Origin of the sequence: Hymenobacter sp. 102 (genome assembly GCF_049949205.1) — a bacterium.
GTDB lineage: Bacteria > Bacteroidota > Bacteroidia > Cytophagales > Hymenobacteraceae > Hymenobacter.
Genome location: NZ_CP188172.1, coordinates 3,502,443 through 3,524,804 on the forward strand (window position 1 = coordinate 3,502,443; position 22,362 = coordinate 3,524,804).

Consider the following 22,362-nt stretch of genomic DNA (forward strand, 5'->3'; position numbering starts at 1 on the left):
AAAATCCGACCAATCCGCCCTCATCCGCTACAATCCGTGAGCTTTAGGCGTTTTCTACGCTCAGAACGGGCTTTACGTGCTCGGCGTCGGCGGTGGCTTCCTGGGGCGTGTGCTTGTGCTTGAACAGGAGCACGAAGAGCACGGCAATAACGAGGGCGTAGGCGGCAAACGTGAGCCAGATGCCCTGCCAGTCCTTGGTTACACCATCGGCGGCGGTGAAGTATTTCTCGATGACGATGCCGCTCACCGAGCTGCCCAGCACGGCCCCGAAACCGTTGGTCATCATCATGAACAGGCCTTGGGCACTGGCCCGGATGCTGGAAGCCGTCTGGGTTTCCACGAACAACGAGCCCGAGATGTTGAAGAAGTCGAAGGCCATGCCGTACACGATGCAGGAAAGGATAACCAGCGTAATGCCGGGGAAATCGGGGGTGCCGAAGGCCAGCAGGCCGAAGCGCAGCACCCAGGCAATCATGCTGAACAGCATTACCTGCTTGATGCCGAAGCGGCGCAGGAAGAACGGAATGGCTAGGATGAACAGGGTTTCCGATACCTGCGAGATGGACATGATGATGGCCGGGTACTTCACGGCAAACGTGTCCTTATAAGCGGGTACTTTGTCGAAATCGTGCAGGAAGGTGTCGCCGTAGGCGTTGGTGAGCTGCAGGGCGGCACCCAGCAGCAGCGCGAACAGGAAGAAGGTGAGCATCTTGGTGTCGCGCAGGAGGGCAAACGACTTCAGGCCCAGCACATCAATCAGCGAGCGGCTGGGCGTGTCTTTGGCCGTGGGCGGGCAGGCCGGCAGCGTGAACGAGTAAATGCCCAGCGCAAAAGCCGCGGCGGCGGCCACGTAGAACTGGCTGGCCGATTTCTCGAATCCCAGCAAACTCACCGTCCACATGGCCACAATGAAGCCGATGGTGCCCCACACCCGGATGGGCGGATAGTCCTTCACCACGTCCAGGCCCTGCCGTTTCAGCACCGAGTACGATACGGCAATGCTGAGAGCCAGCGTGGGCATGTAGAAAATCATGTTCAGCAGAATTACCCAGAAGAAGGTGCCGGGGTCGGCTACCATGGGTACCGTGCATAGCACCACCCCACCCAGAATATGCAGGATGCCGTAGAGTTTCTCGGCATTCACATACTTATCGGCAATGATGCCCATGATGGAGGGCATGAAAATGGAAGCAATGCCCATCGTGGAGAAAATTGCCCCAAACTGCGCCCCCGACCATTGTTTCGTCTGGAACCAGTACGCGCCGATAGTTATCAGCCATGAGCCCCAGATAAAAAACTGCAGGAAGCTCAGAATAGTGAGACGCAACTTGGTACTCATGTAACTACTGTTGGGGAAAAGTGGGGGGACACAATTTGAAACCTAAAGATACAAGAATTCTCTGCGGTGAAAATTCGCCCCAGCGGGCTGTGGAAGTAGCCGGAACGCAAACTGCCCCCCAACCCGAAGGCCGGAGGGCAGCTAAAGCGGCAGGCCGCGTGTGGGCTTAGGCGTGGGCCGTAGCCAGCGCGGGGTAATCGGTGTAGCCCTGGTGGAAGCCTTCGGGGCCGGGGGCGTAGAAGGTGGAGGGGTCGGGCTGGGTAAGCTCGGCACCTTGCTCTAGGCGGGCTACCAGGTCGGGGTTGGCAATAAAGGCGCGGCCAAAGGCCACGAGGTCGGCGCGGCCGCTCTGCAGGTCGGCTTCGGCGCGGTCCACGTCGTAGCCGCCGCTCAGGATGAGCGTGTTGGTGAACTTCTCGCGCAGGCCGGCAATGATGCTGGCCGGCACGGCCGGTGCGCCCATGCTCTCGTGGTTCACGATGTGCAGGTACACCAGGTTCAGCTTTTGCAGCTCGGTGGCCAGGTGCAGGTACAGCGCGTCGATGTCGTCGAAGGTGGGGGCTACGTCGTTGAAGGCACCGTAGGGCGACACGCGGATACCCACGCGCTCGGCCCCGATGGCGGCTACCATGCCCTGGGCAATTTCCAGCACGAAGCGGGCCCGGTTCTCAAAGGAGCCGCCGTACTCGTCGGTGCGCTGGTTGCTCTTGGGGTTCAGGAACTGGTCGATGAGGTAGCCGTTGGCGGCGTGGATTTCTACGCCATCAAAACCAGCCTCCACAGCCAGCTTGGCCGAGTTGATGTACTCCTGCACTACTTCCTTCACCTCGGCGGTGGTTAGCTCGCGCGGGGTGGGCTGGGGCTGCATCTGCTGTTGGTCGGTCCACATATCACCGGCGGCAGCAATGGCCGAGGGAGCTACAATTTCGGCGCCCTCGGGCATGTTCAGCGGGTGCGATACGCGGCCCGTGTGCATCATCTGCACGAAGATATGGCCGCCCTTGGCGTGTACGGCGTCGGTTACCAGCTTCCAGCCGGCTACCTGCTCGGGCGTAAACAGGCCGGGAATGCGGGCATAGCCCAGGCCGTTGGCCGAGGGCGAGGTGCCTTCCGTGACGATAAGGCCAGCCGTGGCGCGCTGGGCGTAATATTCGGCCTCCAGGGGGCCGGGCACGTTGCCCAGGGCGCGGCTGCGCGTCATGGGGGCCATTACAATATGATTCTGGAGCGTGAGGTTGCCCAGTTTAGCGGGTGAGAAGAGCTTCTTGGTGGCCATGTGCAGTTGATGCTGAGGGTTAACGCGGCTATAAAGCATCAACTAATCGAAATGTTTCGATGAGTTTTGGGAAATTTTTTAAGCCTAGCCCAGCGTGTCGAAAAACGAGGCCAGCCCGCGCAGAGCCTCCCGGTTCAGGGTAATGTTCACGCACCGGCCACACTTCTGAGTTTGCACCAGCCCGCTGTCGGCCAAGATCTTGAGGTGGTGCGATACGCAGGGCTGGGAGAGGCCCGTCAGTTCCTGCACGTCGGCAAAAGCCAGCTGGTCTTGTTGGCTGAGGGCCAGCACAATATTGAGCCGGTACTTATCCGCTAATGCTCCGGCCGATTTGGCCACCAGTTGGGTATCCATAGACAAGCAAGATACAGAAATTTGCCCGCTAAGGGCGGTGGCTGGCGGGTGGCAAAAACCGCTCCGGTTTCCGACCGGTACACGAAAAAAAGAAGGCTGCCGGAACGGCAGCCTTCCTGAGGACTAACGATGCGGAACGCGCTTAGGCGGCCTCGGCGAAGCGCTTGTTCACCTCGTCCCAGTTGATGAGGTTGAAGAAGGCGGCAATGAAGTCGGGGCGACGGTTCTGATACTTCAGGTAGTAGGCGTGCTCCCACACGTCGAGGCCCAGTACCGGGGTGCCTTTGCAGCCGGAGTCGGGCATCAGCGGATTATCCTGATTGGGGGTAGAGCAGATTTGCACCGAGCCATCGGCCTGCTTGCACAGCCACGCCCAGCCCGAGCCAAAGCGACCTACGGCAGCCTTCGTGAATTCTTCCTTGAACTTCTCGTAGCTGCCGAAGGCCTTGTTGATGGCCTCGCCAACGGCCCCGGTGGGTTCACCGCCGCCGTTAGGGCTCAGAATCTGCCAGAAGAACGAGTGGTTCCAGTGGCCGCCGCCGTTGTTGCGCACTGGCGCGGGGGCCGAGGCAATGTTCTGCAGCAAATCTTCTAGGCTCTTGCCTTCCAGCTCGGTGCCGGCAATGGCATTGTTGAGGTTGGTAACGTAGGCTTGGTGGTGCTTGCTGTGGTGGATTTCCATGGTTTGCGCATCAAAGTGCGGCTCCAGGGCATCGTAGGCGTAGGGCAGTTTGGGCAGTTCGAAAGCCATAGTACAGAATGTTTGTGGGTGATGAGGAAAGGCTGCGGGGCGGCGGCGGGCACCGCCCCGCGTTCTAAACCGCCGCAGCCCTTGCAGGGTTACAGCGGCGGCCAAAAGTAGCCTATTTCCGCTTTCGGGCGAAGAACTCGCGCATCAGGGCCTCGCACTCGTCGGCCAGCACGCCGCTCACCACCTCGGCCCTGGGGTGCAGCAGCTGGCCGTGGCGGCGGTACCCGAATTTGGGCTCGGCGGCTCCGTACACCACCCGGCGCACCTGGGCCCAGGCCGTGGCCCCGGCGCACATCACGCAGGGCTCCACCGTCACGTACAGGGTGCACTCCTGCAGGTATTTGTTGCCCACATGGTTGGCGGCGGCCGTGAGGGCCAGCATTTCGGCGTGGGCCGTCACGTCCTGCAGCTTTTCGGTCTGGTTGTAGGCGCGGGCAATGATGCGCTTGTCCAGTACCACCACGGCCCCAATCGGAATTTCGTCTTCCTCAAACGCGTACCGTGCCTGCTTCAGCGCCTCGCGCAGGTAGTGCTCGTCGGAGTGGAGGGAAAGGGTCATGTGCGGGTAATGTGGAAAATCTGGTGGTTAATGCGCAGAATGTGGAAAATGTGAGAAAGGAATAGGCACTGCTCATCCGGCTACAGAACACATTCTTCACATTTCCCACATTCTACACATTCAATTCACATTCCCTGCCTATTTCATCACCACGCTCTGCATCACGGCCTGGGCGGTGGGCTGCCACTGGGCCTGCTCGTCGGCGGGGGCGGTGAAGGTGAAGACGTAGAGCTGGTCGCCCTCAATGGCGTACTGCACCAGCTGGTACTTGCGAATAGGGGCCAAGTTGCCGCCCCGGCGGTTGTCAGTTACCGTGGATACGAACTCCAGCACCACGAAGTCGCGCTTGTTCACCGTCTGGATGTCCTCGCGCAGGAACTGCACCTTGCTGTACATGTTCTGGATGCTGGTCTTGTAAATCTTCAGCAGCAGCGCGTAGTCCCGGTTGCTGAAGGTAGTGGGCTTCTGCTGCACGCTCAAATCCACGCGGCCGCTGGGGTTGCTGAACACGGCCAGCGGCTTGCGCGGCGAGGGGTATTTGGCGGCAATGCCGTCGTCGGGCAGGGCGGCGAAGCCCTCGGGCACGCCGAGGGTAATGTTTTTGCCCACGGCGGTTTTCTTCAGCTTGGGCCCGGCGAAGGCCAGCAGCGCCCCCAGCACCAGCAGCAACGGGGCAAAACGTAGTAGTCTCATAGCGTAAAAGTAACGCAACCTGCCGCAAGGGGCCGGGCGCAGGGTGAAAGAGGAAAACGCCGGCAAAGCACTGCCACGTTCAAATGCAAAGCTCCGAGGCCTCAACGACCTCGGAGCCTGTATCAGTGTCGTTCCGAACGAAGGGAGGAATCTGGGTTAGTCCGTTCAAGTGTTAAACCCAGATTCCTCACTTCGTTCGGAATGACAGTTAGCGGCGCTTTTTGGTAGTAGCTACCGACGGATATTTGATGCTCACCTTCTTCCAGTACACGTAGTTGCCGGTTTTGGCTTCGATGAGGTAAGTGCCGGCCGGGATACGGCCCAGGTCCACGGGCTCGCCGGTATTGTTGGCCGGGTCGAGGGCGGTAGTGTACACGGGCTGTTTCTTGTAGTTGGTCATCACCAGCGTGCCGGGCTTGGTGAACTGCTGGGTGAAGCTGAGCATGATGCTTTGCCCGCTCGACGACGGGAATACGTCAATACCCGACAGGGTTTCCACGCGCTTGATGGGGCCGTTGAGCGTCACGGGCTCGGCTTCCGACTTGGTTTTTACCTCGGTGCCATCGGCAGCCTTGGTTTTGGTTTTAACCTTGGTCTGGGCCTGGGCGGCCGAGAAAGAGAGGAGCGTGGCGGCCAGGGCGAGCAGAACGGGGCGTTTCATATGCGGTAAAAAAAGGAGTGTAGCGAAGGGGAGTTGGTTCGGGAAGGCTTGTTTGCATACTCCGTACCAATTTTGCGCAAGCTTACGCAAAACCGCCCCAAGCCGCCGAAATACGGTTTTCTTGGGGCCAGAAAAGTCATTCTGTCGTTCCTGCAGCCCCGAATTTTTCCGACCCTACTTATTTTTCCTGCCTACCTTCGTTGCGGGTAGTAATGAGTAGTGGGTACTGAGTATTGAGTCGGCAGAAGACTCCGGGATTCCCGCCAGTACCAGCAGTTGCTCAATACTACCTACTCGATACTCAATACCAGAAAAAATGCTCCGGACTCATACCTGCGGCGAATTGCGCCCCGAACACGTTGGTCAAACCGTTACCCTCTGCGGCTGGGTGCAGCGCACCCGCGACAAGGGCGGCATTCTGTGGGTGGACCTGCGCGACCGGTACGGCCTCACGCAGCTGGCCCTGGAAGAAGGCGTGGAAACGGCCGAGGTGCGCGAGCAGGCCCGGCAGCTGGGCCGCGAGTTTGTGCTCTGCGTGACCGGCAAAGTGGCTGAGCGCCACTCCAAAAACGATAAAATGCCCACCGGCGGCATCGAAATCCGGGTAGAGAAGCTGGAGGTGCTCAACCCCGCCAAGCTGCCACCCTTCCTGATTGAAGACGACACCGACGGCGGCGACGACCTGCGGATGAAGTACCGCTACCTGGATCTGCGCCGCACGCCCGTGCGCCAGAACTTGATGCTGCGCCACCGCGTGGCCCAAGCCACCCGCCGCTACCTCGACGGCCAGGAGTTTATTGAAGTGGAAACCCCGGTGCTCATCAAGAGCACGCCCGAAGGCGCCCGCGACTTCGTGGTGCCTTCCCGCATGAACCCCGGCGAGTTCTACGCCCTGCCCCAGAGTCCCCAAACCTTCAAGCAGCTGCTGATGGTGTCGGGCTTTGACCGGTACTTCCAGATTGTAAAATGCTTCCGCGACGAAGACCTGCGCGCCGACCGCCAGCCCGAATTCACGCAGATTGACTGCGAAATGTCGTTTGTGGAGCAGGAGGATATCCTCAACACCTTCGAAGGGCTGGTGCAGTACCTGTTCCGCGAGGTGAAGGGCCTGGAAATCGGCCAGCTACCCCGCATGACCTACGCCGACGCCATGCGCTACTACGGCAACGACAAGCCCGACACGCGCTTTGAAATGCGCTTTGTGGAGCTGAACGACGTAGCCAAGGGCCACGGCTTCCCGGTGTTTGAGGCCGCTGGGCTGGTGGTGGGCATCTGCGCCACCGGCGCGGCCAGCTACACCCGCAAGCAGCTCGACGAGCTGACTGAGTACGTGAAGCGCCCCCAGATTGGCGCCACCGGCCTGGTGTACGCCCGCGTGGAAGCCGATGGTCAGGTTAAGTCGTCGGTGGATAAGTTTTACTCCCAGGAGGCGCTGCAGCAGTGGAAGGAGGCCTTCAACGCCCAGCCCGGCGACCTGCTGCTCATCTTGGCCGGCGAGCCGAACAAGACCCGCAAGGCCCTCTCGGAGCTGCGCCTGGAAATGGGCCAGCGCCTCGGCCTCCGCGACAAAGACACCTTCTCGGCCCTGTGGGTGGTGGATTTCCCGCTGCTCGAGTACATCGAGGAGGAAGGCCGCTACTTTGCCATGCACCACCCCTTCACCTCGCCCAAACCCGAGGATGTGCCCTTACTGGCCTCGCCCGACACGATTGGGGAGGTGCGCGCCAACGCCTACGACATGGTAATTAACGGCGTAGAAGTAGGCGGCGGCTCCATCCGCATCCACGACCGCACGGTGCAGGCTCAGATGTTCGGACTGCTCGGCTTCAGCCCCGAGGAGGCCCAGGCCCAGTTCGGCTTCTTGCTTGACGCCTTCGAGTACGGCGCGCCGCCCCACGGCGGCATTGCCTTCGGCTTCGACCGTCTCTGCAGCCTCTTCGGCGGCGCCGACAGCATCCGGGACTTCATTGCCTTCCCCAAAAATAACTCCGGCCGCGACGTAATGATTGACTCACCCTCCCAGATTTCGGACGCGCAGCTGAAGGAGCTGAGCATCAAAACCGATGTGGTAGCGGGCAAGTAATCAATGAGCCCAAATCCAAGGAAAGGAAAAGCTGAGACCTTTGAGCACGAAGTATACTACTCACGGAGTAGCATCGTCGCTGATGGGTTTTTGGTTTTGCTTTTCCTTGGAATAGCCATTTGGATTGCGGTAATAGGTAATTACTGGACCGCTGTATTTTTCAGTGGTTTGGCGTTATTCATTACAATTCGTGCGGTAAAAAGAGCACGAGTTACTGGACCAGCCCTAAAGTTTGGCCGTGCAGGAATATGGACTGAGAAGCTTGGGCTGAAAACTTGGCATCAGGTTACTGCAACGATTCAAGTACATATAGGTACCCGTGGCAATGCTTCGAATTATTTGTCTATTCTGCAACGCGGTAGTGCCAAATTAGAATTGCAAAGTCTTTCAGTTGATGATCTGGCCGTAGACGGACCTTGCAGGTGTGGTTAAAGAAATACACCGAAGATTAAATCTCCTGACAATTGCTTGAAAAACGCAAAGCGGCATCTAATGCATCAGACGCCGCTTTGCGTTTTGATGGGGCATAAACTACCGCCACGCCATATTCTCCTTGAACTCTACCGGGTACATGTTCAGGTATTGCACGAGGCGGGGGTAGGTGGCGCGGTTGAGGCTGCTGCTGTGGGGCAGGAAATGAAGTCAGATGATGAAATCCCCGGCTTTGGCAGCAATGGGTACGGCGTGCGCATCCAGGTTCACGCGGTGCGGGTCGGTACCGGGCGGGAGGCTTAGCCACGTTTCCAGCGTGCGGTGGAAGCCTGGCACGCAGTAGAAAATGCCCGGCTTGGTGGGCGTACCGCAGCGAAGTATGCAAAGCAATGCAGCTGCCGGCGGGTGCGGCCAATGGGAGAGTATGTGCCCCGGTGGCACCGCGCCAGCTGTAGCCCAATTTGTAGTAGCTGCAGGATCAGCTGGGAAGCTTTGCTATATTACTCTGTTTACCCGCCTTTTTACGTCTGCTACCATGCGCCTGCTCCGCGACCTAAAACTCGATGAAGTGTTTGTGCTCGATATTGAAACCGTGCCCTGCGTAGGCAACCACGACGACCTCCACGAGATGCTGAAAGAGCTATGGGAGCATAAGTGCCATGCCCTGCGTCGCGAGAAAGGCTGGATTTCCCACCACGACCATATTGCACCCCTGCCCGATACTTTGCACGCCGCTACCTTATTTGAACAGGCTGGCATTTATGCTGAGTTTGGGCGCGTGGTGTGCATTTCCCTGGGTCGGTTTCGCACGGCGTCCGATGGGCGGGTGGGCTTCAGCGTGAAGTCATTTTACGGGCATGACGAACTACAACTGCTCCGGGAGTTTAGCGCCGTTATCAGCCAGCGGCCCCAGTTCCGGTTGTGCGGGCACAATGCCAAGGAGTTCGACTTGCCTTATCTCTCGCGCCGCATCCTCATCAACGGCCTGGAGCTACCGCCCCACCTCGACACGGCCGGCAAAAAGCCCTGGGAAGTCAGCCACCTCGACACCATGGAGCTCTGGAAATTCGGGGACCGGAAATCCTTCACCTCCCTGAGTTTGCTGGCGGCTATGTTCGGCATTCCCACGCCCAAAGACGATATTCAGGGCAAGGACGTGGCCCGCGTGTACTATCAGGAAAACGACCTGCCCCGCATTGCCCGCTACTGCCAAAAGGATATCATCACCACGGCGCGTTTGCTGCAGAAATTTCGGGGCGAGGAGCCCTTCCCGGATGAAGCCGTAGTGTACGCCAACGAGGAAACCGTGGTGCTGCGCCGCGCCTGACACTCCGCCGCCCATTTAAGTATCGCGCCCATCAGCTGCCGGCCCCATACAGGGCCGGTACTTTTTTGTTTTTTATGATAATTATTTGAATAAAAAATGTAGTTTTATTTATGTTGGATTTAACGGGAAGGCAAGAATGGAACAGACACTGATGAGCGTTACGCAATTCTCCTTCAGCAACGACCTGCTGGAGCAGCTGGCGCAGGAAACCCAGGAAAGCGTTGGTACGCTGCGAACTGCTCTCACGCGGGCGGTGCCGGTAGCCGTGCAGGCGCTGGCTGGTCGGGTGAGTGGTCCCGATGGTCCGGCTACTATCTGGAAGCTGGGTCGCGAGGCCTACGGAGCCAGCGTGCTGGAGCCCATGGCCGCCGAAACCCACCAGGGCTGGATTGCCCGGGGCGAATCGTTGATGCGCGGGCTGCTGGGCGAAACCTATCACTTCACTGCGCTGCGAATAGCTACGGCCGCCAACTTCGGGCTGCCGGCGGCCGAGCGGGTATTGAGTGCGGCGGCCGTCGCGGCGTTGGGCGTAATCGGGGAACATAGCCAGGAGCATAATCTCACGCCTGAGGCGCTGGCCACCTGGCTCGTGCAGGAGGGCACCAGCCTGTCCGGGACGCTGCAGCCGGAGCCCTCCGCATCATCTGTTGTCCCTGGTCAGGACACCGCAACCGCCTCAACAAGCGTAACTGCGGGCACATGGGTGCCGACAGGAGGAGGACAGGCGTACACTCCCTCAGTATCTGCGGAGCCGGCACGTACGCCGGTGCGGTGGCAGTGGGGGGCATTACTACTGGCCGCTGTGGTGTTAGGCTATGTGTTTGGTAACTGGCAGGACCTGCGCCTTGGCAATAACAGCAATTCGTTGGCAGCTACTACTCCCGCTGCATCAGGCACGACTACCGGCACTGGCGCTCCGTCCGGGCAGTCCGGGCGGTACGACGCCAGCAGCGGCAACTACATCTATGATACCGGCCAGCCCCTCATTCTGCATCTGGCCGATGGCACCACTCAGAAAGTAGGGGCCACTTCCACCGAAAACCGCCTCTACACCTTCCTGGCCGACCCTACCCAGCAAGTGGACTCCGTGAACCGAACCAAAGGCTGGATTAATTTCGACCGGGTGTATTTCGAGCCCGGGTCCACCACGCTCACCGATGAGTCGTTTCTGCAGCTGCGCAACGTGGCCAGCATCCTCAAAACCTTTCCGGCTTCGGTAGTAAAAATCGGCGGATATACCGACAGCACCGGTAATCCGCTCAAAAACTTCCAGCTCAGCGAGGAAAGGGCCAAAACGGCTATGCTGGCCATTGCCGGGATGGGCGTTGATATCAACCGGGTGCAGGCCAAAGGCTATGGCGGCAAGTATTTCATCACCCCCAACACCACGCCCGAGGGCCGCGCGCTCAACCGCCGCATCAGCATCCGGGTCATTAAGAAATAGTCTGGAGGTATAGCAACAAAAAGAGCGGCCCGTGGGCCGCTCTTTTTGTTTTATTCGCAGGTGAGCAAGCTTGCCTACAGCACGCCAGCCACCAGACCGGGCAGCACACCCAGCAACACTGTGAGGGCCGCCAACAGCAGCAGCGCGCCCGCCTGGAAAGTCGTAACGGGTACGGCCTCGCTGGTCGTCACGTCGGTGTCGCGCATGTACATGGCAATGATGGGGCGCAGGTAGTAATAGATGCTCACCATTGACATCACCACGGCAAATACCACGAGGCCGATGTAGCCATTTTCCACGGCCGCCGAAAACACGAAGAACTTGCCAAAGAAGCCGCCCGTGAGCGGAATGCCGGCCAGGCTCAGCATGGATACGGTGAGCGAGAAGGCCAGCAGCGGGTTGGTTTTGGCCAGCCCGTTCAGGCCGTTGTAGTCCTCGCGCTGACGGGCATCCGCCACCAGCTTCACCACCCCAAAGGCTGCCACCGTGGCCACCGAATAGGCCAGGGAGTAGAACAGAATACCATTCGCCGAAGCACCTACCAGCTGCCCGTTGAAGGCCACCAGGGCAATCAGCAGGTAGCCCGCGTGCGATACGCTGGAGTAGGCCAGCATCCGCTTGATGCTGGTTTGGGCCACGGCTCCCACGTTGCCGATGAGCAGCGTAAGCACACACATGGCGGTAAGCGTAGGCAGCCAGATGCCCTGGGCGTTGGCGGCCGGGAAGGCCTGTACCAGCAGCTTCAGGAAGGCGGCGAAACCGGCGGTCTTCACAATAGTGCTCATGAAAGCAGCAAAGAACGTCGGCGTACCCTCATACACATCGGGCGTCCAGAAATGGAAAGGCGCGGCCGATACTTTGAAGCCCATACCAATAAACATCAGCAGCATGCCGATGTAAAGCATGGGCTTGAGCGACTCGAAGCCGGGGGCGGGGTTCTGCACCGCGAAGCTGATGTTGCTGAGTACGAACGTACCGGTAGCCCCGTACACCAGCGCCACCCCGAACAGCAGGATGCCGGTGAAAAAGGCACCCATCAGGAAGTACTTCAGGGCGGCTTCGTTGGAGCGCAGATTGCGCTTGTCGGAGCCGGCCAGCACGTACATGGCAATGCTCAGCGTCTCAATACCCAGGAACAGCATCAACAGGTGGTTGTAGCTCACCAGCATAATGGCCCCCACCAGCGAGAACAGTAGCAGCGAGTAGTACTCGGCCAGGTTGGTTTCGCCGTCGAGCACGTACTTCTGGGAGAAGGGAATCAGCACCAACGCCGTCAGCAGCACAATGCCCGTGAAGGCCACCGAGAAGTCATCGATGGTGAGCATGCCGTTGAAGTACGACTCGGTAGTGCCCCAGTCGATGAAGTTCACCGTCAGCACCAAACCCAGGATGAGCATCATCACGGGCAGCAGCAGCCGGTTGGAGCGGCGGAAACCCAGGAAGAGGTTGCCTAGGCCCAGAACGGAAAGTAGAATGATGGAATTCATGTTCGTCTCAATGTAGCGCGAAGCTTCCGCTTCGCGTATCGTTGGAATCGTTGAACAAGCAATAGGTGCCGGGGCAAACCAAGTCGTTCAACGATACGCGAAGCAAAGGCTTCGCGCTACAGATTAGCGTTTAACTACCTCGTTCAGAATGTTCAGTACGCTGCCTTCCGACAGGTGCAGGAACGTGTTGGGGAACAGGCCAATCCAGAATACCAGCACGATGAGCGGCACCAGCAGGGCCAGCTCCGAGCCGGTGAGGTCGGTGAAGGTTTCGGTGAACGAGGAATCGGGGCCGAGCATCACGCGCTGGAACATGCGCAGCAAATACACCGCGCCCAGAATGATGGTCACGCCGGCTACGGCGCCCATCCAGTGGTTGAACTGGTACACGCCGCCCAGCAGCAGGAACTCACCCACGAAGCCGTTGGTGAGGGGCAGGGCCACCGTACCCAGCAGTAGCACCAGGAAGCACACCGTCAGGACGGGTGCTTTGCGGGTGAGGCCGCCCAGGTCGGCGATGTTGCGGGTGCCGGTGCGGCGCTCAATGGCGTCGGCAATGAAGAACATACCCACCACGTTCACGCCGTGGGCCAGCATCTGAATGCTGGCACCCTGCAGGCCCATCTGGGTGAGCGAGAACACGCCGGCAATCATCAGCCCCACGTGCGACAGAGACGAGTAGGCAATCAGCCGCTTCACATCCTGCTGACGGATGGCAATGATGGCACCGTAGATGATGCCGATGATGGCCAGAATCAGGACCAGGTTCTGCCAGTAGTCCACGCCCATCGGCACCACCGGCAGCAGCCAGCGCATGCAGCCGTAGATACCCATTTTCAGCATGATGCCCGAGAGCAGCATGGTGGCCGGGGCCGGAGCCTCGGTGTAGGTGTCGGGCTGCCAGGTGTGGAAGGGGAAGATGGGCATCTTCACGGCGAAGGCCGCGAAAATCAGCCAGAACAGCCATACCTGCGTTTCGGCGGGCAGGTTGAGGGCGTAGAACGAGGCCAGCGCCGAGTTGTGAGCCGAGAGGCCGTCGGCCAAAGGACCGGTCTGGAAGTAGAGGTACACGAAGCCGGCCAGCATGAACAGCGAGCCGATGATGGTGTACAGGAAGAACTTGAACGTGACGCGGGCCCGGTTCACACCGCCCCACACGCCAGCCAGGAAGTAAATCGGAATCAGGGCCACTTCCCACATGAAGTAGAACAGGAAGGCATCCTGGGCCGTGAACACGCCCACCAGACCGGTTTGCATGAACAGCACCAGCGCGTAGAACACCGATTCGTTCTCGAAGTTGCGGCGGAAGGCGCTCAGCAGAATCACCGGCACCAGCACGGCCGTCAGCAGCACCAGCAAGAGGCTCAGCCCGTCCATGCCCACCGCGAAATGAATGCCAGCCGAGGGAATCCAGTTCAGGTCGAAGCTGAATTGGCCAGAGTTGTTGGCGTTGAACGTGAGGGCGGCGTAGGCTGCCAGCGCAAATTCAACCAGGGCCGCGCCCAGCGCCGGAATCCGGGCCGCACGGCCTTTGAAGAAGTGCAGCAGCAGGGCGGCCGCCACGGGCCAGAGTAAGAGAAGGACAGTCAGCATTTAGGAAAGCAGGTTGTTCTTTTGATTACTTAGAGTTTGTCAATGATTGAATTTTTAACTCTAAGCGCTGAATTTTCTTCTTTAAATCTTGATTCGCTTGATGTAAAACATAATTTTCGTAATTCTCAAATTCATTGAGTTTAATCAAGAATCTTATAGCTTTTTCTATTCCGTTTATGCCGTTACCAAAAGAGTATCCAGGTGAATGTATTTTTCCATTCTTATCGGTAAATTTTATCCAAATATTAATTCCTTGGAAATATTCGTTTCCCAATACTTCTATAGCGTGCAAAGAATAACTTCCTATTTCTACAGTTTTCTCCTTTTTGCCCTCTTTGAATATTTCATAACTGAGGTTGGTGTTTTTATATTTTCCATTTTCCCAATAACTAATAGTTTCAATTAAAGAGAATAAATTTGGCTGCTCGTTTGTCTTCTCGAGAGAAATATATTCTTTAACAGAACCATCTATAGAGAAAGAATAATATTTATTTTCCATAACTCATTCAATATTTAAAACTTCACGTAGTTCAGCGCCATCACCAGCACGATGCCCACCACCATCAGGATGAGGTAGGTTTCCACGGAGCCGGTTTGCACGTAGCGCAGGAGCTGACCCCCGCCCATGGTCAGGCGACCGAAGCCGTTCACGATGGGGTCGATGATGCCGTTTTCCACGTAGCGGAACAGGCCGCGCGAGAGCCACATGATGGGGCGCACGAACAAGGCATTGTACAGCTCGTCGATGTAGTATTTGTGGTAAATCAGGTTTTCGAGGAAGCCGCGCGACTCGCCGTCTTCCACCGGGCGCACCCCGCGGCTCACGTACTGCACGTAGGCCAGGATGATGCCCAGCACGCCCGCACCCACCGAGAGGCCGATGAGCATAAGCTCGGTGGCGTGGTCGGCATGTACGCCGAAGGCGGCCGGGTTCAACTGCTTGGAGTAGGTGAACAGCGGCGCGAGGTAGTTGGCCAGGTAGGCGTTTTCCTCACCCAGGAAGAAAGGCGCGTTCATGAAACCACCTACGGCGGCCAGAATGGCCAGCACGATGAGCGGCAGCGTCATGGAAGCCGGCGACTCGTGCAGGTGGTGCTTCTGCTCCTCAGTGCCGCGGAACTCACCGAAGAAGGTGAGGAACAGCAAGCGGAACATGTAGAAAGCCGTCAGGAAGGCCGTGAACAGGCCCACTGCGTACAGCACCTTGCTGTGCTCGAAGGCGTGCAGCAGGATTTCGTCTTTCGAGAAGAAGCCCGAGAAGGGCGGGATGCCGGCAATGGCCAGGCAGCCTACGAAGAAGGTGATGAACGTAATGGGCAGCGACTTGCGCAGGCCGCCCATGCGGCGCATGTCCTGCTCGTTGCTCATGGCGTGAATCACGGAGCCCGCGCCCAGGAACATCAGGGCCTTGAAGAAGGCGTGGGTGAGCACGTGGAACAGGGAAGTGCTGTAGCCCATCACGCCCAGCGCCAGGAACATGTAGCCCAGCTGCGAAACGGTGGAGTAGGCCAGGACCTTCTTGATGTCGTTCTGGGCCAGGCCGATGGTGGCGGCAAACAGGGCTGTAGCCGCGCCGATGATGGCAATAACTTCGAGCGTATCGGGGGCCAGCGTGAACAGCACGTTGGCGCGCAGAATCATATAGATGCCCGCCGTTACCATGGTGGCGGCGTGAATCAGGGCCGAAACCGGGGTGGGGCCGGCCATGGCGTCGGGCAGCCAGGTGTAGAGCGGCAGCTGGGCCGATTTACCGGTAGCGCCCACGAACAGCAGCAGCGTAATGGCCGTTACCACGCCCGTGCCAATCTGCAGGGTGCTGGCCTTCTGGAACACCTCGGCGTACTGCACCGAGTCGAAGGTCAGGTAAATCAGGAAGATGCCCAGCAGGAAGCCCAGGTCACCTACGCGGTTGATGATGAAGGCTTTTTTGGCGGCGTTGTTGTAGGCAGTGTTCTTGTTCCAGAAGCCGATGAGCAGGTAGGAGCAGAGCCCCACGCCTTCCCAGCCGATAAACAGAATCACGAAGTTGGCGCCCAGCACCAGCACCAGCATGCTGAACACGAACAGGTTCAGGAAGCTGAAAAACTTGCCCACGTTCTCGTCGTGGTGCATGTAGCCGATGCTGTACACGTGAATCAGAAAGCCTACGCCCGTCACGAGCAGCAGCATAATCAGGCTGAGCTGGTCGATCTGGTAGCTGAAGGGAATCTGCATCGAGCCGACCGAAATCCAGTCGAACAGCGTGACGGTGTACTGGTACTGGAAGTTCAGGAACAGGAACACCGAAATGGCGAACGAGCCCAGCACCGCCAGGCTGCTGATGGCGCCGGCCACCGTGCCCGAAAGCTTGCGGTTGAGTAGCCCGTTAATCAGAAAGCCCAAAAACGGCAGCAGCGGAATAAGCACGTACAGAAACGTGGAGTACGGCGCGCCGGCAGCGGGGATTACAGTTTCTTGCATAAGCAGATGGGGGCCTCACCCCCTAGCCCCCTCTCCGGTAGAGAGGGGGGACTAGTTTTTAGTTTTTAGATCCAGACAAGGAAGCATCACCGGGAACCAGCTTCTAACAGCTAGTTCCCCCTCTCCCCCTGGAGAGGGGGCTAGGGGGGGAGGCACTCGTTAGAACTTCAGGCGGTTGAGCAGATTAACGTCGGTATTCTGCAGGTTGCGGTAGATCATCACGATGATGGCCAGCCCGACCGCCACTTCGGCGGCGGCCACGGCCATGATGAAGAACACGAATACCTGCCCGTTGGGGTCGGCGCGGTAGGCCGAGAAGGCCGTCAGCAGCACGTTTACGGCATTCAGCATCAGCTCCACGCACATGAAGATGATGATGGCGTTGCGCCGCGTGAGGACGCCCAGCACCCCGATACTGAACAGGGCGGCGGCGAAGAAGACGTAGTACTGGAGAGGAACCGTTTGGATAACCTGCGGTATGTTCTGGTCCATGCGGTAGCGTTGGCGGCGGAACGAAGCCCCGTCGGCCGGGGCACGGCGGGGCAATTAGCTGGCAAAGGTATCCTGAAAATCGGAAAACGCCACCCTTTACGTGGGCCTGATTCCAGCGTTTTCGGGGCGAAGATTCGCTGCCCTAGGTGGCCATCGGCGCGCTGCCGGGTGTTTTTATGCGCCGGAGATGCTGCTCCGCCGGGCAAACTGTACTTTAGCACTTCCGCCACCGCAACTATTCTTTCGCATGAGCATTACCATTAGCAGCTTAGCCGAGCTGCAGCAGCACGAAGGCCAGGACCTCGGCATCACGCCCTGGCACGTCATCACTCAGGAGCAGATCAACCAGTTTGCCGCCGCCACCCTCGATTTTCAGTGGATTCATACCGACCCCGAGCGCGCCGCCGCTGAGTCGCCGTTCGGAGGCACCATTGCCCACGGCTACCTCACGCTGTCGTTGCTGCCCTACTTCTGGAATCAGCTGGTGCAGGTGGAAAACCTGAAGATGCAGGTGAACTACGAAATCAGCGAGTTTCGCTTCAATCAGGCCGTAGTAGTAGGCAGCGCCGTACGCCTGCACGCCAAGCTGCTGGCCGTGAAGGATCTGCGCGGTATTGCCAAGGCTAACATCGGCGTGATGATGGAAATTGAAGGCCAGAAGAAGCCCGCGTACACCGGCGTTATTACGTTCCTGTACCACTTCTTGTAAGGAGCAAACAATTCAAAACCGAACGTCCTGCTGAGCTTGTCGAAGCATCTCTACCGCTCCGTCCTCATGTAAGGATTTAGCCAGAGGTAGAGATGCTTCGACAAGCTCAGCAAGACGTTCTTTCGTTTCGATAAAATTTCCGCTCCCCGATAAAGTATCTTCCGGCCTTCTACGTCTGCCTCTGCAGAATGGAAACTCTTGCTCTCCCACTCGACGCTGCACGCATGACGGCCGGCCACCAGGACCTGCAGATACAGGAAGCCGTGCGCACCCAACGGAAGCGTCTGCTGGCGTTCATCCGCCGGCGCATCCCCAATGAAGCCGAGGCCGAAGACGTACTGCAGGACGTGTTTGCCGAGCTGGTGGAAAGCTACCGGGTGATGAAGCCCGTGGAGCAGGCTGCTGCCTGGCTGTTCCGGGTAGCCCGCAACAAAATCACCGACCTATACCGCCGCAAAAAGCCTGTTTCGCTGGAAAACGAAATGGCGTCCTTTGCCGCCGACGGCGACGAAAATACCCTGCTGCTGGCCGACATTCTGCCCGCCGTAGATGACGCGCCCGAAAACCGCCTGCTGCGCGAAACCCTGATGGAAGCCCTCAGCGACGCGCTGGCCGAGCTGCCCGCCGCCCAGCGCCAGGTGTTCATTTGGCATGAGCTGGAAGACAAAACCTTCCGCGAGATGGAGGAGGAAACCGGCGTCCCGCTCAAAACGCTGATTTCCCGCAAACACTACGCCGTGCAGCACCTGCGCAAACGCCTCCGCGCGCTCTACACGGAGCTGTTTACTGATTAACCAGAACGTCATACTGAGTGCAGGCGTAGCCGGAGTCAAAGCATCTCTACTGCTTCGTTGCAATGGTAGCTGATTAGCCAGAAGTAGCAATGCTTCGACTATGCCTCCGCTCAGCATTACACGTTCTTCTAAAACCCACTTGAAATGAACCGCTCCTTCTGGCTGCTCCGCGGCCTCAAAATACTGGTCCTTATTGCCTTATTTGTAGCAGTAGCCGGCTACGTGACCATGCGCCTCTGGAACTGGCTGCTGCCCGACCTGTTCAACCTGCCCAGTATCAGCATCTGGCAGGCGCTGGGGCTGCTGGTGCTCTCGCGCATCCTGTTCGGAGGCTGGGGCGGCCGGAGCCATCGGGCTGGCTGGGCCCGCAAGCGCCGCCAGTGGAAGCAGAAGATGGAGTCCCGCCTGGAATGCCTTACGCCCGAGGAAAAGGAGAAGTTCCGCCAGAAAATGGAAGGCGTCTGTACCGGCCCCGCCTGGATGCGCCGCCGTAGCGCGGAAGTGGAATAGGCGGTTTCGGACGAGTCGCAAAGCAGCAGCGGCACCTGAGGAATCAGGTGCCGCTGCTGCTTTTACTGCGTGTATTGGGTTAGCAATTGAGTGCGGTCGGTGGGGCGTTCTGCTTGCGTCATGGCGACGACGAACTGAGTGAAGCGTACTTCGTCGATATGAATCAGCCCTAGTGGAATCGTCAGTTCCTGGAAGCCCAGTTCTTTGGAGAGTCGCTTGAGCGCCTTCCCGATGCCGGTTTTCCGTTGAGAAGGCTCAAATGCTTCCGGAACAACCAGGCACAGCAGTTTCTCCTTGTGTACCTGCATCAGGTATGCATCCTGAATAATTTCCCAGTTGATGAACTCGTAATGAGCTACCCGGTCAAAGATGCCCAACTCGTTGATGATAATCTGGGGCCGCCGGTCCAGAAGCTGAAACAGACTAACCACACCACCCAGCCCGAAAAATACGATACTCGCCCAGCCAACCAGTGTGGGGGCATCGGGCTTATGAATCATCCATAGCCCAATTGCCACGAATGCCGCGCACCCCAGCAACAGCTTCAACGCCCGCCACGGCGACTTATATAGCCTGATTTCCATAATTCAATTATAGCAAAAAGCAACACCTGAAGAATCAGGTGCTGCTGCTGCTTTATTCTGGAATTGAGCCTTTGTGCCAATCTGCCAGCGTAACATGGTTATTCCAGTAGAAGATGCTACTCTGGAATTGGATCCGGTATTCTAACCAGTAAGTCCCTTCTACTCCTTCGTACATTCCACTCAACGATAAGGCTTGACCAGATGGGGTAATGTTAAACTCATCGTGGCTTACTAAGCTGAATGCTGTTTCAACATCTATGGGTACATGCACTTGTAGCGGGCCTATGAATTGGCCCAGACCAAGCGTTTCTTGGTGCCTCAAAAATACTTCGGATGTTACTCCGAAAAGCACTAGATATAGCGGATTCATGAACGGTGTACGTGATAGCCACAGTGATTGAACCAGGCTTGCGCGTCTTGGCTGGTAATCCACCGCAGCGCGTCTTGGATGGCGGTCAGCAGCGCCCCGCAGGTGCGGGCCTGGGCTTGGCGCAGCGTGGTTTTGAGCTTGCTCCAGGCCTGCTCGACGGGGGAGAAATCGGGCGAGTAGGGCGGCAGAAACAGCACCTCGACGCCGCGCCGGGCCAGTTCCTGCGCCAGCCCGCCGAGGTGGTGCACGGGCAGGTTGTCGAGCACCAGCACGTCGCCGCGCCGCAGCTGTGGGCCGAGCACGCGCCCGACGTAGAAAGCAAAGCTGCGCTGGTTCAACGCGCCGTCGAGCACCTGCACGGCTTTGAGCCCGCCCACGCCCAAGGCCCCGATCAACGTCAGGCTCTTGCCACGCCGCAGCGGCACGGCCCCGCCCACGCGCCGGCAGCCCGGCGCCCGCCCATAGCGCCGGGGGTGTAGTCCAGCCGCAGACCGGTCTCGTCGAGGAAGTAAAACCGGTGCCGGTCCGGGCGGGCGGCCACGGCTTCGACGTGCTGCCGCCGCAATTCGCGCACGCGTTCGGTGTCACGCTCGGTGGCGTGCAGGCTTTTTTTTGCGGTGCAGCCCCTGCTCATCCAGCACGCGCCAGACCGAGCCCACGCTCACACGCTGCCCGGTCTGGGCCAGCAGCGCGTCGCGCAGCTCGGCCAGCGTCGCGTCCGGCTGCCGCCCCACTTGGGCCACCAGCCACGCCTGCGCCGCCGCGTCCAGGCAGCGCGGCGGCCCGCCCCGCCCGGGCAGCGCCGCCGCACGAGCTTGCCCACGAAGGCCACGCTCACGCAGAAGCGGGCCGCCACTTGCGCCTGCCGAGCGCCCGGCTCGGCCAGCGCCTGCGCCACGCGCTGGCGCAAATCCAGAGAATACGCTTGCATCCACATGCTTACGTAGTACGCCTGGCAGCAGCTACACCGTTCTCGAATCCGCTATAACACTCGCCGACAACTATATCTATGAGATTAGAATCCTTTTCATAATTCTGAATCTTCGCCCAGTCGAAATGCAATGTCAATTCATTAAAGCTGCGGCTTGCTTTCTCGATAGATGAATCGTGAAAACTGATTCGGCTCAAGTTGTTAGTTATAGTATGCATAGTACTTCCTTATTTAATGATTATAAAAAAAGCGCGGCGGCTGATGCATCAGCCGCCGCGCTTGGTTTCTGCTGAAGCCAGCAGATAGAACGTTAGAAGTTACGCTCGCCTACTTCGCGCTTGCCGAGCATTACGGCGCCTACCATAGCTACCAGAAACAGCACAGAAGCCAGTTCAAAAGGCAACAGGAAGTCCGTGTAGAGTTTTAAGCCCAACTGGTCTACCATGCCAATCTGCGAGTTGAAGACGGTACCGGCCGGTACGCCGGTGGGGCGCACGTCGCGCAGGGCAGCTACTAGGATGAGCAGGAGGGAACCGCCGGCTACGGCTGCCGCAATTTTGGCCAGCGCCGGCTTGTGCGGCTCGGTGTCCACGTTCAGGTTCAGGAACATAATCACAAACAGGAACAGCACCATAATGGCCCCGGCGTACACGATGATGTTCACGGCCGCCAGAAACTGCGCGTTCAGCAACAGGTAATGTCCTGATAAGGAGAAGAAAGTCAGAATCAGGAACAGTACGCTGTGCACCGGGTTTTTGGCAAATACCACACCCAGCGCGCTCAGCAGCGCCACAAACGACAGGAAGAGGAAAAGAGGAGACATCGAAATGTGTTGGTTTTTTGTTTTTCGTTAGTGGTTTTGAGGTTTTGAATGATTGGCTGAAGCCAAAAACAAAAAACCAGCAACTAAAAACCAGTAATTACGCCTGCTGTAGTTTGCTGCGTAGCGTGTCGGCTTGGTCAGCCGTGAGCTGGATGCCGCGCACGGAGCGGGCGTCCGGCGACACGGGCTCTACCAGCCGGTCTTTGCCGTAGATGAACTCGTCCCGCTCGTAGCGTGGGGGCGCAATCTTGTCCGGCTGCAGGTACACGGCCGCTTTCGGGCACGCCTCTTCGCAGAGGCCGCAGAAGATGCAGCGCAGCATGTTGATTTCGTAGCTGATGGCGTACTTCTCCTCGCGGTAGAGGCCTTCTTCACCTTTCTTCCGCTCGCCGGCCACCATGGTAATGGCTTCGGCGGGGCAGGCCACGGCGCAGAGGCCGCAGGCGGTGCACCGCTCCCGGCCCTGCTCGTCGCGCTTGAGCACGTGCAGGCCCCGGAAAATGGGAGCGAAGGGACGTACCTCCTCGGGGTAGCGCACGGTGGCCTTCTTCATAAAGAAGTGGCGCATCGTAATGCTCAGGCCTTGGAAGATGGCCGGCAGGTAAGCCCGCTCAGCCAGCGTCATGGGCTTCTTCTCTAGCTTCTTGGCTCGGTTGGTGAGTTGCATACTATGGTTCCTTCTGTCAGTCT

At 58.6% G+C, this 22,362-nt stretch carries 24 protein-coding genes; 7 read left to right on the forward strand and 17 right to left on the reverse strand.

The genetic code is table 11. The features are described 5' to 3' along the window. Positions 1 to 43: 43 nt before the first annotated feature. From ACN19L_RS15040 to ACN19L_RS15070, 7 genes are all read right to left on the reverse strand, one after another. Positions 44 to 1,339, reverse strand: coding sequence for a nucleoside permease (locus ACN19L_RS15040; RefSeq protein WP_426490302.1), 1,296 nt, complete (start codon positions 1,337 to 1,339; stop codon positions 44 to 46). Positions 1,340 to 1,505: 166 nt separating this feature from the next. Beyond that, complete coding sequence (locus ACN19L_RS15045) at positions 1,506 to 2,615, reverse strand: alkene reductase (protein ID WP_426490303.1); 1,110 nt, start codon at positions 2,613 to 2,615, stop codon at positions 1,506 to 1,508. An 84-nt stretch (positions 2,616 to 2,699) separates the two neighbouring features. Then, positions 2,700 to 2,969: an ArsR/SmtB family transcription factor gene (locus ACN19L_RS15050; RefSeq protein WP_426490304.1), complete on the reverse strand. Its 270-nt coding sequence runs from the start codon at positions 2,967 to 2,969 to the stop codon at positions 2,700 to 2,702. A 142-nt stretch (positions 2,970 to 3,111) separates the two neighbouring features. Then, complete coding sequence (locus ACN19L_RS15055) at positions 3,112 to 3,720, reverse strand: superoxide dismutase (RefSeq protein ID WP_226271257.1); 609 nt, start codon at positions 3,718 to 3,720, stop codon at positions 3,112 to 3,114. A 112-nt stretch (positions 3,721 to 3,832) separates the two neighbouring features. Further along, complete coding sequence (locus tag ACN19L_RS15060; RefSeq protein WP_426490305.1) at positions 3,833 to 4,279, reverse strand: nucleoside deaminase; 447 nt, start codon at positions 4,277 to 4,279, stop codon at positions 3,833 to 3,835. Positions 4,280 to 4,417: 138 nt separating this feature from the next. Then, complete coding sequence (locus ACN19L_RS15065; protein ID WP_426490306.1) at positions 4,418 to 4,972, reverse strand: hypothetical protein; 555 nt, start codon at positions 4,970 to 4,972, stop codon at positions 4,418 to 4,420. 208 nt (positions 4,973 to 5,180) lie between these two features. Beyond that, positions 5,181 to 5,633 carry a hypothetical protein gene (locus tag ACN19L_RS15070; RefSeq protein WP_426490307.1) on the reverse strand — a complete coding sequence of 151 codons (453 nt, stop codon included), beginning with the start codon at positions 5,631 to 5,633 and terminating at the stop codon, positions 5,181 to 5,183. A 316-nt stretch (positions 5,634 to 5,949) separates the two neighbouring features. Here ACN19L_RS15070 and aspS point away from each other — a divergent pair, with 316 nt between their 5' ends. After that, positions 5,950 to 7,716, forward strand: coding sequence for an aspartate--tRNA ligase (aspS, locus tag ACN19L_RS15075; protein ID WP_426490308.1), 1,767 nt, complete (start codon positions 5,950 to 5,952; stop codon positions 7,714 to 7,716). A gap of 642 nt (positions 7,717 to 8,358) precedes the next feature. Here aspS and ACN19L_RS15080 read toward each other — a convergent pair. After that, complete coding sequence (locus tag ACN19L_RS15080; protein ID WP_426490309.1) at positions 8,359 to 8,538, reverse strand: hypothetical protein; 180 nt, start codon at positions 8,536 to 8,538, stop codon at positions 8,359 to 8,361. 145 nt (positions 8,539 to 8,683) lie between these two features. Between ACN19L_RS15080 and ACN19L_RS15085 the strand changes: the two genes are divergently transcribed. Together ACN19L_RS15085 and ACN19L_RS15090 are read left to right on the forward strand one after the other, a co-directional pair. After that, positions 8,684 to 9,475 (forward strand): ribonuclease H-like domain-containing protein, encoded by a 792-nt coding sequence (locus ACN19L_RS15085; RefSeq protein WP_426490310.1) that lies wholly within the window; start codon positions 8,684 to 8,686, stop codon positions 9,473 to 9,475. A gap of 136 nt (positions 9,476 to 9,611) precedes the next feature. After that, positions 9,612 to 10,919, forward strand: a complete 1,308-nt coding sequence (locus ACN19L_RS15090; protein WP_426490311.1) for an OmpA family protein — start codon at positions 9,612 to 9,614, stop codon at positions 10,917 to 10,919. Positions 10,920 to 10,993: 74 nt separating this feature from the next. Here ACN19L_RS15090 and ACN19L_RS15095 read toward each other — a convergent pair whose 3' ends face one another. The 5 genes from ACN19L_RS15095 to nuoK form a co-directional block, all read right to left on the reverse strand. Next, entirely contained in the window at positions 10,994 to 12,406 is a 1,413-nt protein-coding gene (locus ACN19L_RS15095) for an NADH-quinone oxidoreductase subunit N (protein WP_125430223.1), read from the reverse strand. A 123-nt stretch (positions 12,407 to 12,529) separates the two neighbouring features. Further along, a complete protein-coding gene (locus ACN19L_RS15100) occupies positions 12,530 to 13,999 on the reverse strand; it encodes a complex I subunit 4 family protein (RefSeq protein WP_426490312.1) in 1,470 nt (489 codons plus the stop codon). Positions 14,000 to 14,024: 25 nt separating this feature from the next. Continuing rightward, positions 14,025 to 14,498, reverse strand: a complete 474-nt coding sequence (locus ACN19L_RS15105) for a hypothetical protein (RefSeq protein WP_426490313.1) — start codon at positions 14,496 to 14,498, stop codon at positions 14,025 to 14,027. A 14-nt stretch (positions 14,499 to 14,512) separates the two neighbouring features. Beyond that, complete coding sequence (nuoL, locus tag ACN19L_RS15110) at positions 14,513 to 16,459, reverse strand: NADH-quinone oxidoreductase subunit L (protein ID WP_426490314.1); 1,947 nt, start codon at positions 16,457 to 16,459, stop codon at positions 14,513 to 14,515. A gap of 159 nt (positions 16,460 to 16,618) precedes the next feature. Beyond that, a complete protein-coding gene (gene nuoK / locus ACN19L_RS15115; RefSeq protein ID WP_044004096.1) occupies positions 16,619 to 16,951 on the reverse strand; it encodes an NADH-quinone oxidoreductase subunit NuoK in 333 nt (110 codons plus the stop codon). Between the two features lie 247 nt (positions 16,952 to 17,198). On the opposite strand from nuoK, the gene ACN19L_RS15120 reads away from it, so the two are divergent. The 3 genes from ACN19L_RS15120 to ACN19L_RS15130 all read left to right on the forward strand — a co-directional run bounded on the left by ACN19L_RS15120 (position 17,199) and on the right by ACN19L_RS15130 (position 18,964). Then, positions 17,199 to 17,660, forward strand: coding sequence for a MaoC family dehydratase (locus ACN19L_RS15120; protein ID WP_426490315.1), 462 nt, complete (start codon positions 17,199 to 17,201; stop codon positions 17,658 to 17,660). Positions 17,661 to 17,848: 188 nt separating this feature from the next. Then, positions 17,849 to 18,454 carry an RNA polymerase sigma factor gene (locus ACN19L_RS15125; RefSeq protein WP_426490316.1) on the forward strand — a complete coding sequence of 202 codons (606 nt, stop codon included), beginning with the start codon at positions 17,849 to 17,851 and terminating at the stop codon, positions 18,452 to 18,454. A 144-nt stretch (positions 18,455 to 18,598) separates the two neighbouring features. After that, the gene (locus ACN19L_RS15130) at positions 18,599 to 18,964 is read left to right on the forward strand and encodes a hypothetical protein (protein WP_426490317.1); all 366 of its coding nucleotides are present in this window, start codon (positions 18,599 to 18,601) and stop codon (positions 18,962 to 18,964) included. A 62-nt stretch (positions 18,965 to 19,026) separates the two neighbouring features. Here ACN19L_RS15130 and ACN19L_RS15135 read toward each other — a convergent pair whose 3' ends face one another. Further along, the gene (locus ACN19L_RS15135; protein WP_426490318.1) at positions 19,027 to 19,548 is read right to left on the reverse strand and encodes an STM3941 family protein; all 522 of its coding nucleotides are present in this window, start codon (positions 19,546 to 19,548) and stop codon (positions 19,027 to 19,029) included. 366 nt (positions 19,549 to 19,914) lie between these two features. Next, positions 19,915 to 20,484 carry a transposase gene (locus ACN19L_RS15140; protein ID WP_426493593.1) on the reverse strand — a complete coding sequence of 190 codons (570 nt, stop codon included), beginning with the start codon at positions 20,482 to 20,484 and terminating at the stop codon, positions 19,915 to 19,917. A gap of 51 nt (positions 20,485 to 20,535) precedes the next feature. On the opposite strand from ACN19L_RS15140, the gene ACN19L_RS15145 reads away from it, so the two are divergent. After that, complete coding sequence (locus ACN19L_RS15145) at positions 20,536 to 20,865, forward strand: hypothetical protein (RefSeq protein ID WP_426490319.1); 330 nt, start codon at positions 20,536 to 20,538, stop codon at positions 20,863 to 20,865. A 294-nt stretch (positions 20,866 to 21,159) separates the two neighbouring features. On the opposite strand, the gene ACN19L_RS15150 is transcribed toward ACN19L_RS15145, so the two are convergent. Further along, positions 21,160 to 21,672, reverse strand: a complete 513-nt coding sequence (locus tag ACN19L_RS15150) for an NADH-quinone oxidoreductase subunit J family protein (protein ID WP_426490320.1) — start codon at positions 21,670 to 21,672, stop codon at positions 21,160 to 21,162. A 97-nt stretch (positions 21,673 to 21,769) separates the two neighbouring features. Next, on the reverse strand, positions 21,770 to 22,339 hold the full coding sequence (locus ACN19L_RS15155) for a NuoI/complex I 23 kDa subunit family protein (protein ID WP_426490321.1): 570 nt from the start codon (positions 22,337 to 22,339) through the stop codon (positions 21,770 to 21,772). Positions 22,340 to 22,362 lie beyond the last annotated feature (23 nt).

Excerpts from the sequence above, each read along its gene's own strand:
- ACN19L_RS15040 (WP_426490302.1), bottom strand. The coding sequence starts at position 1,339 with ATGAGTACCAAGTTGCGTCTCACTATTCTGAGCTTCCTGCAGTTTTTT.
- ACN19L_RS15045 (WP_426490303.1), bottom strand. The coding sequence starts at position 2,615 with ATGGCCACCAAGAAGCTCTTCTCACCCGCTAAACTGGGCAACCTCACG.
- ACN19L_RS15050 (WP_426490304.1), bottom strand. The coding sequence starts at position 2,969 with ATGGATACCCAACTGGTGGCCAAATCGGCCGGAGCATTAGCGGATAAG.
- ACN19L_RS15055 (WP_226271257.1), bottom strand. The coding sequence starts at position 3,720 with ATGGCTTTCGAACTGCCCAAACTGCCCTACGCCTACGATGCCCTGGAG.
- ACN19L_RS15060 (WP_426490305.1), bottom strand. The coding sequence starts at position 4,279 with ATGACCCTTTCCCTCCACTCCGACGAGCACTACCTGCGCGAGGCGCTG.
- ACN19L_RS15065 (WP_426490306.1), bottom strand. The coding sequence starts at position 4,972 with ATGAGACTACTACGTTTTGCCCCGTTGCTGCTGGTGCTGGGGGCGCTG.
- ACN19L_RS15070 (WP_426490307.1), bottom strand. The coding sequence starts at position 5,633 with ATGAAACGCCCCGTTCTGCTCGCCCTGGCCGCCACGCTCCTCTCTTTC.
- aspS (WP_426490308.1), top strand. The coding sequence starts at position 5,950 with ATGCTCCGGACTCATACCTGCGGCGAATTGCGCCCCGAACACGTTGGT.
- ACN19L_RS15085 (WP_426490310.1), top strand. The coding sequence starts at position 8,684 with ATGCGCCTGCTCCGCGACCTAAAACTCGATGAAGTGTTTGTGCTCGAT.
- ACN19L_RS15090 (WP_426490311.1), top strand. The coding sequence starts at position 9,612 with ATGGAACAGACACTGATGAGCGTTACGCAATTCTCCTTCAGCAACGAC.
- ACN19L_RS15095 (WP_125430223.1), bottom strand. The coding sequence starts at position 12,406 with ATGAATTCCATCATTCTACTTTCCGTTCTGGGCCTAGGCAACCTCTTC.
- ACN19L_RS15100 (WP_426490312.1), bottom strand. The coding sequence starts at position 13,999 with ATGCTGACTGTCCTTCTCTTACTCTGGCCCGTGGCGGCCGCCCTGCTG.
- ACN19L_RS15105 (WP_426490313.1), bottom strand. The coding sequence starts at position 14,498 with ATGGAAAATAAATATTATTCTTTCTCTATAGATGGTTCTGTTAAAGAA.
- nuoL (WP_426490314.1), bottom strand. The coding sequence starts at position 16,459 with ATGCAAGAAACTGTAATCCCCGCTGCCGGCGCGCCGTACTCCACGTTT.
- nuoK (WP_044004096.1), bottom strand. The coding sequence starts at position 16,951 with ATGGACCAGAACATACCGCAGGTTATCCAAACGGTTCCTCTCCAGTAC.
- ACN19L_RS15120 (WP_426490315.1), top strand. The coding sequence starts at position 17,199 with ATGAGCATTACCATTAGCAGCTTAGCCGAGCTGCAGCAGCACGAAGGC.
- ACN19L_RS15125 (WP_426490316.1), top strand. The coding sequence starts at position 17,849 with ATGGAAACTCTTGCTCTCCCACTCGACGCTGCACGCATGACGGCCGGC.
- ACN19L_RS15130 (WP_426490317.1), top strand. The coding sequence starts at position 18,599 with ATGAACCGCTCCTTCTGGCTGCTCCGCGGCCTCAAAATACTGGTCCTT.
- ACN19L_RS15135 (WP_426490318.1), bottom strand. The coding sequence starts at position 19,548 with ATGGAAATCAGGCTATATAAGTCGCCGTGGCGGGCGTTGAAGCTGTTG.
- ACN19L_RS15150 (WP_426490320.1), bottom strand. The coding sequence starts at position 21,672 with ATGTCTCCTCTTTTCCTCTTCCTGTCGTTTGTGGCGCTGCTGAGCGCG.
- ACN19L_RS15155 (WP_426490321.1), bottom strand. The coding sequence starts at position 22,339 with ATGCAACTCACCAACCGAGCCAAGAAGCTAGAGAAGAAGCCCATGACG.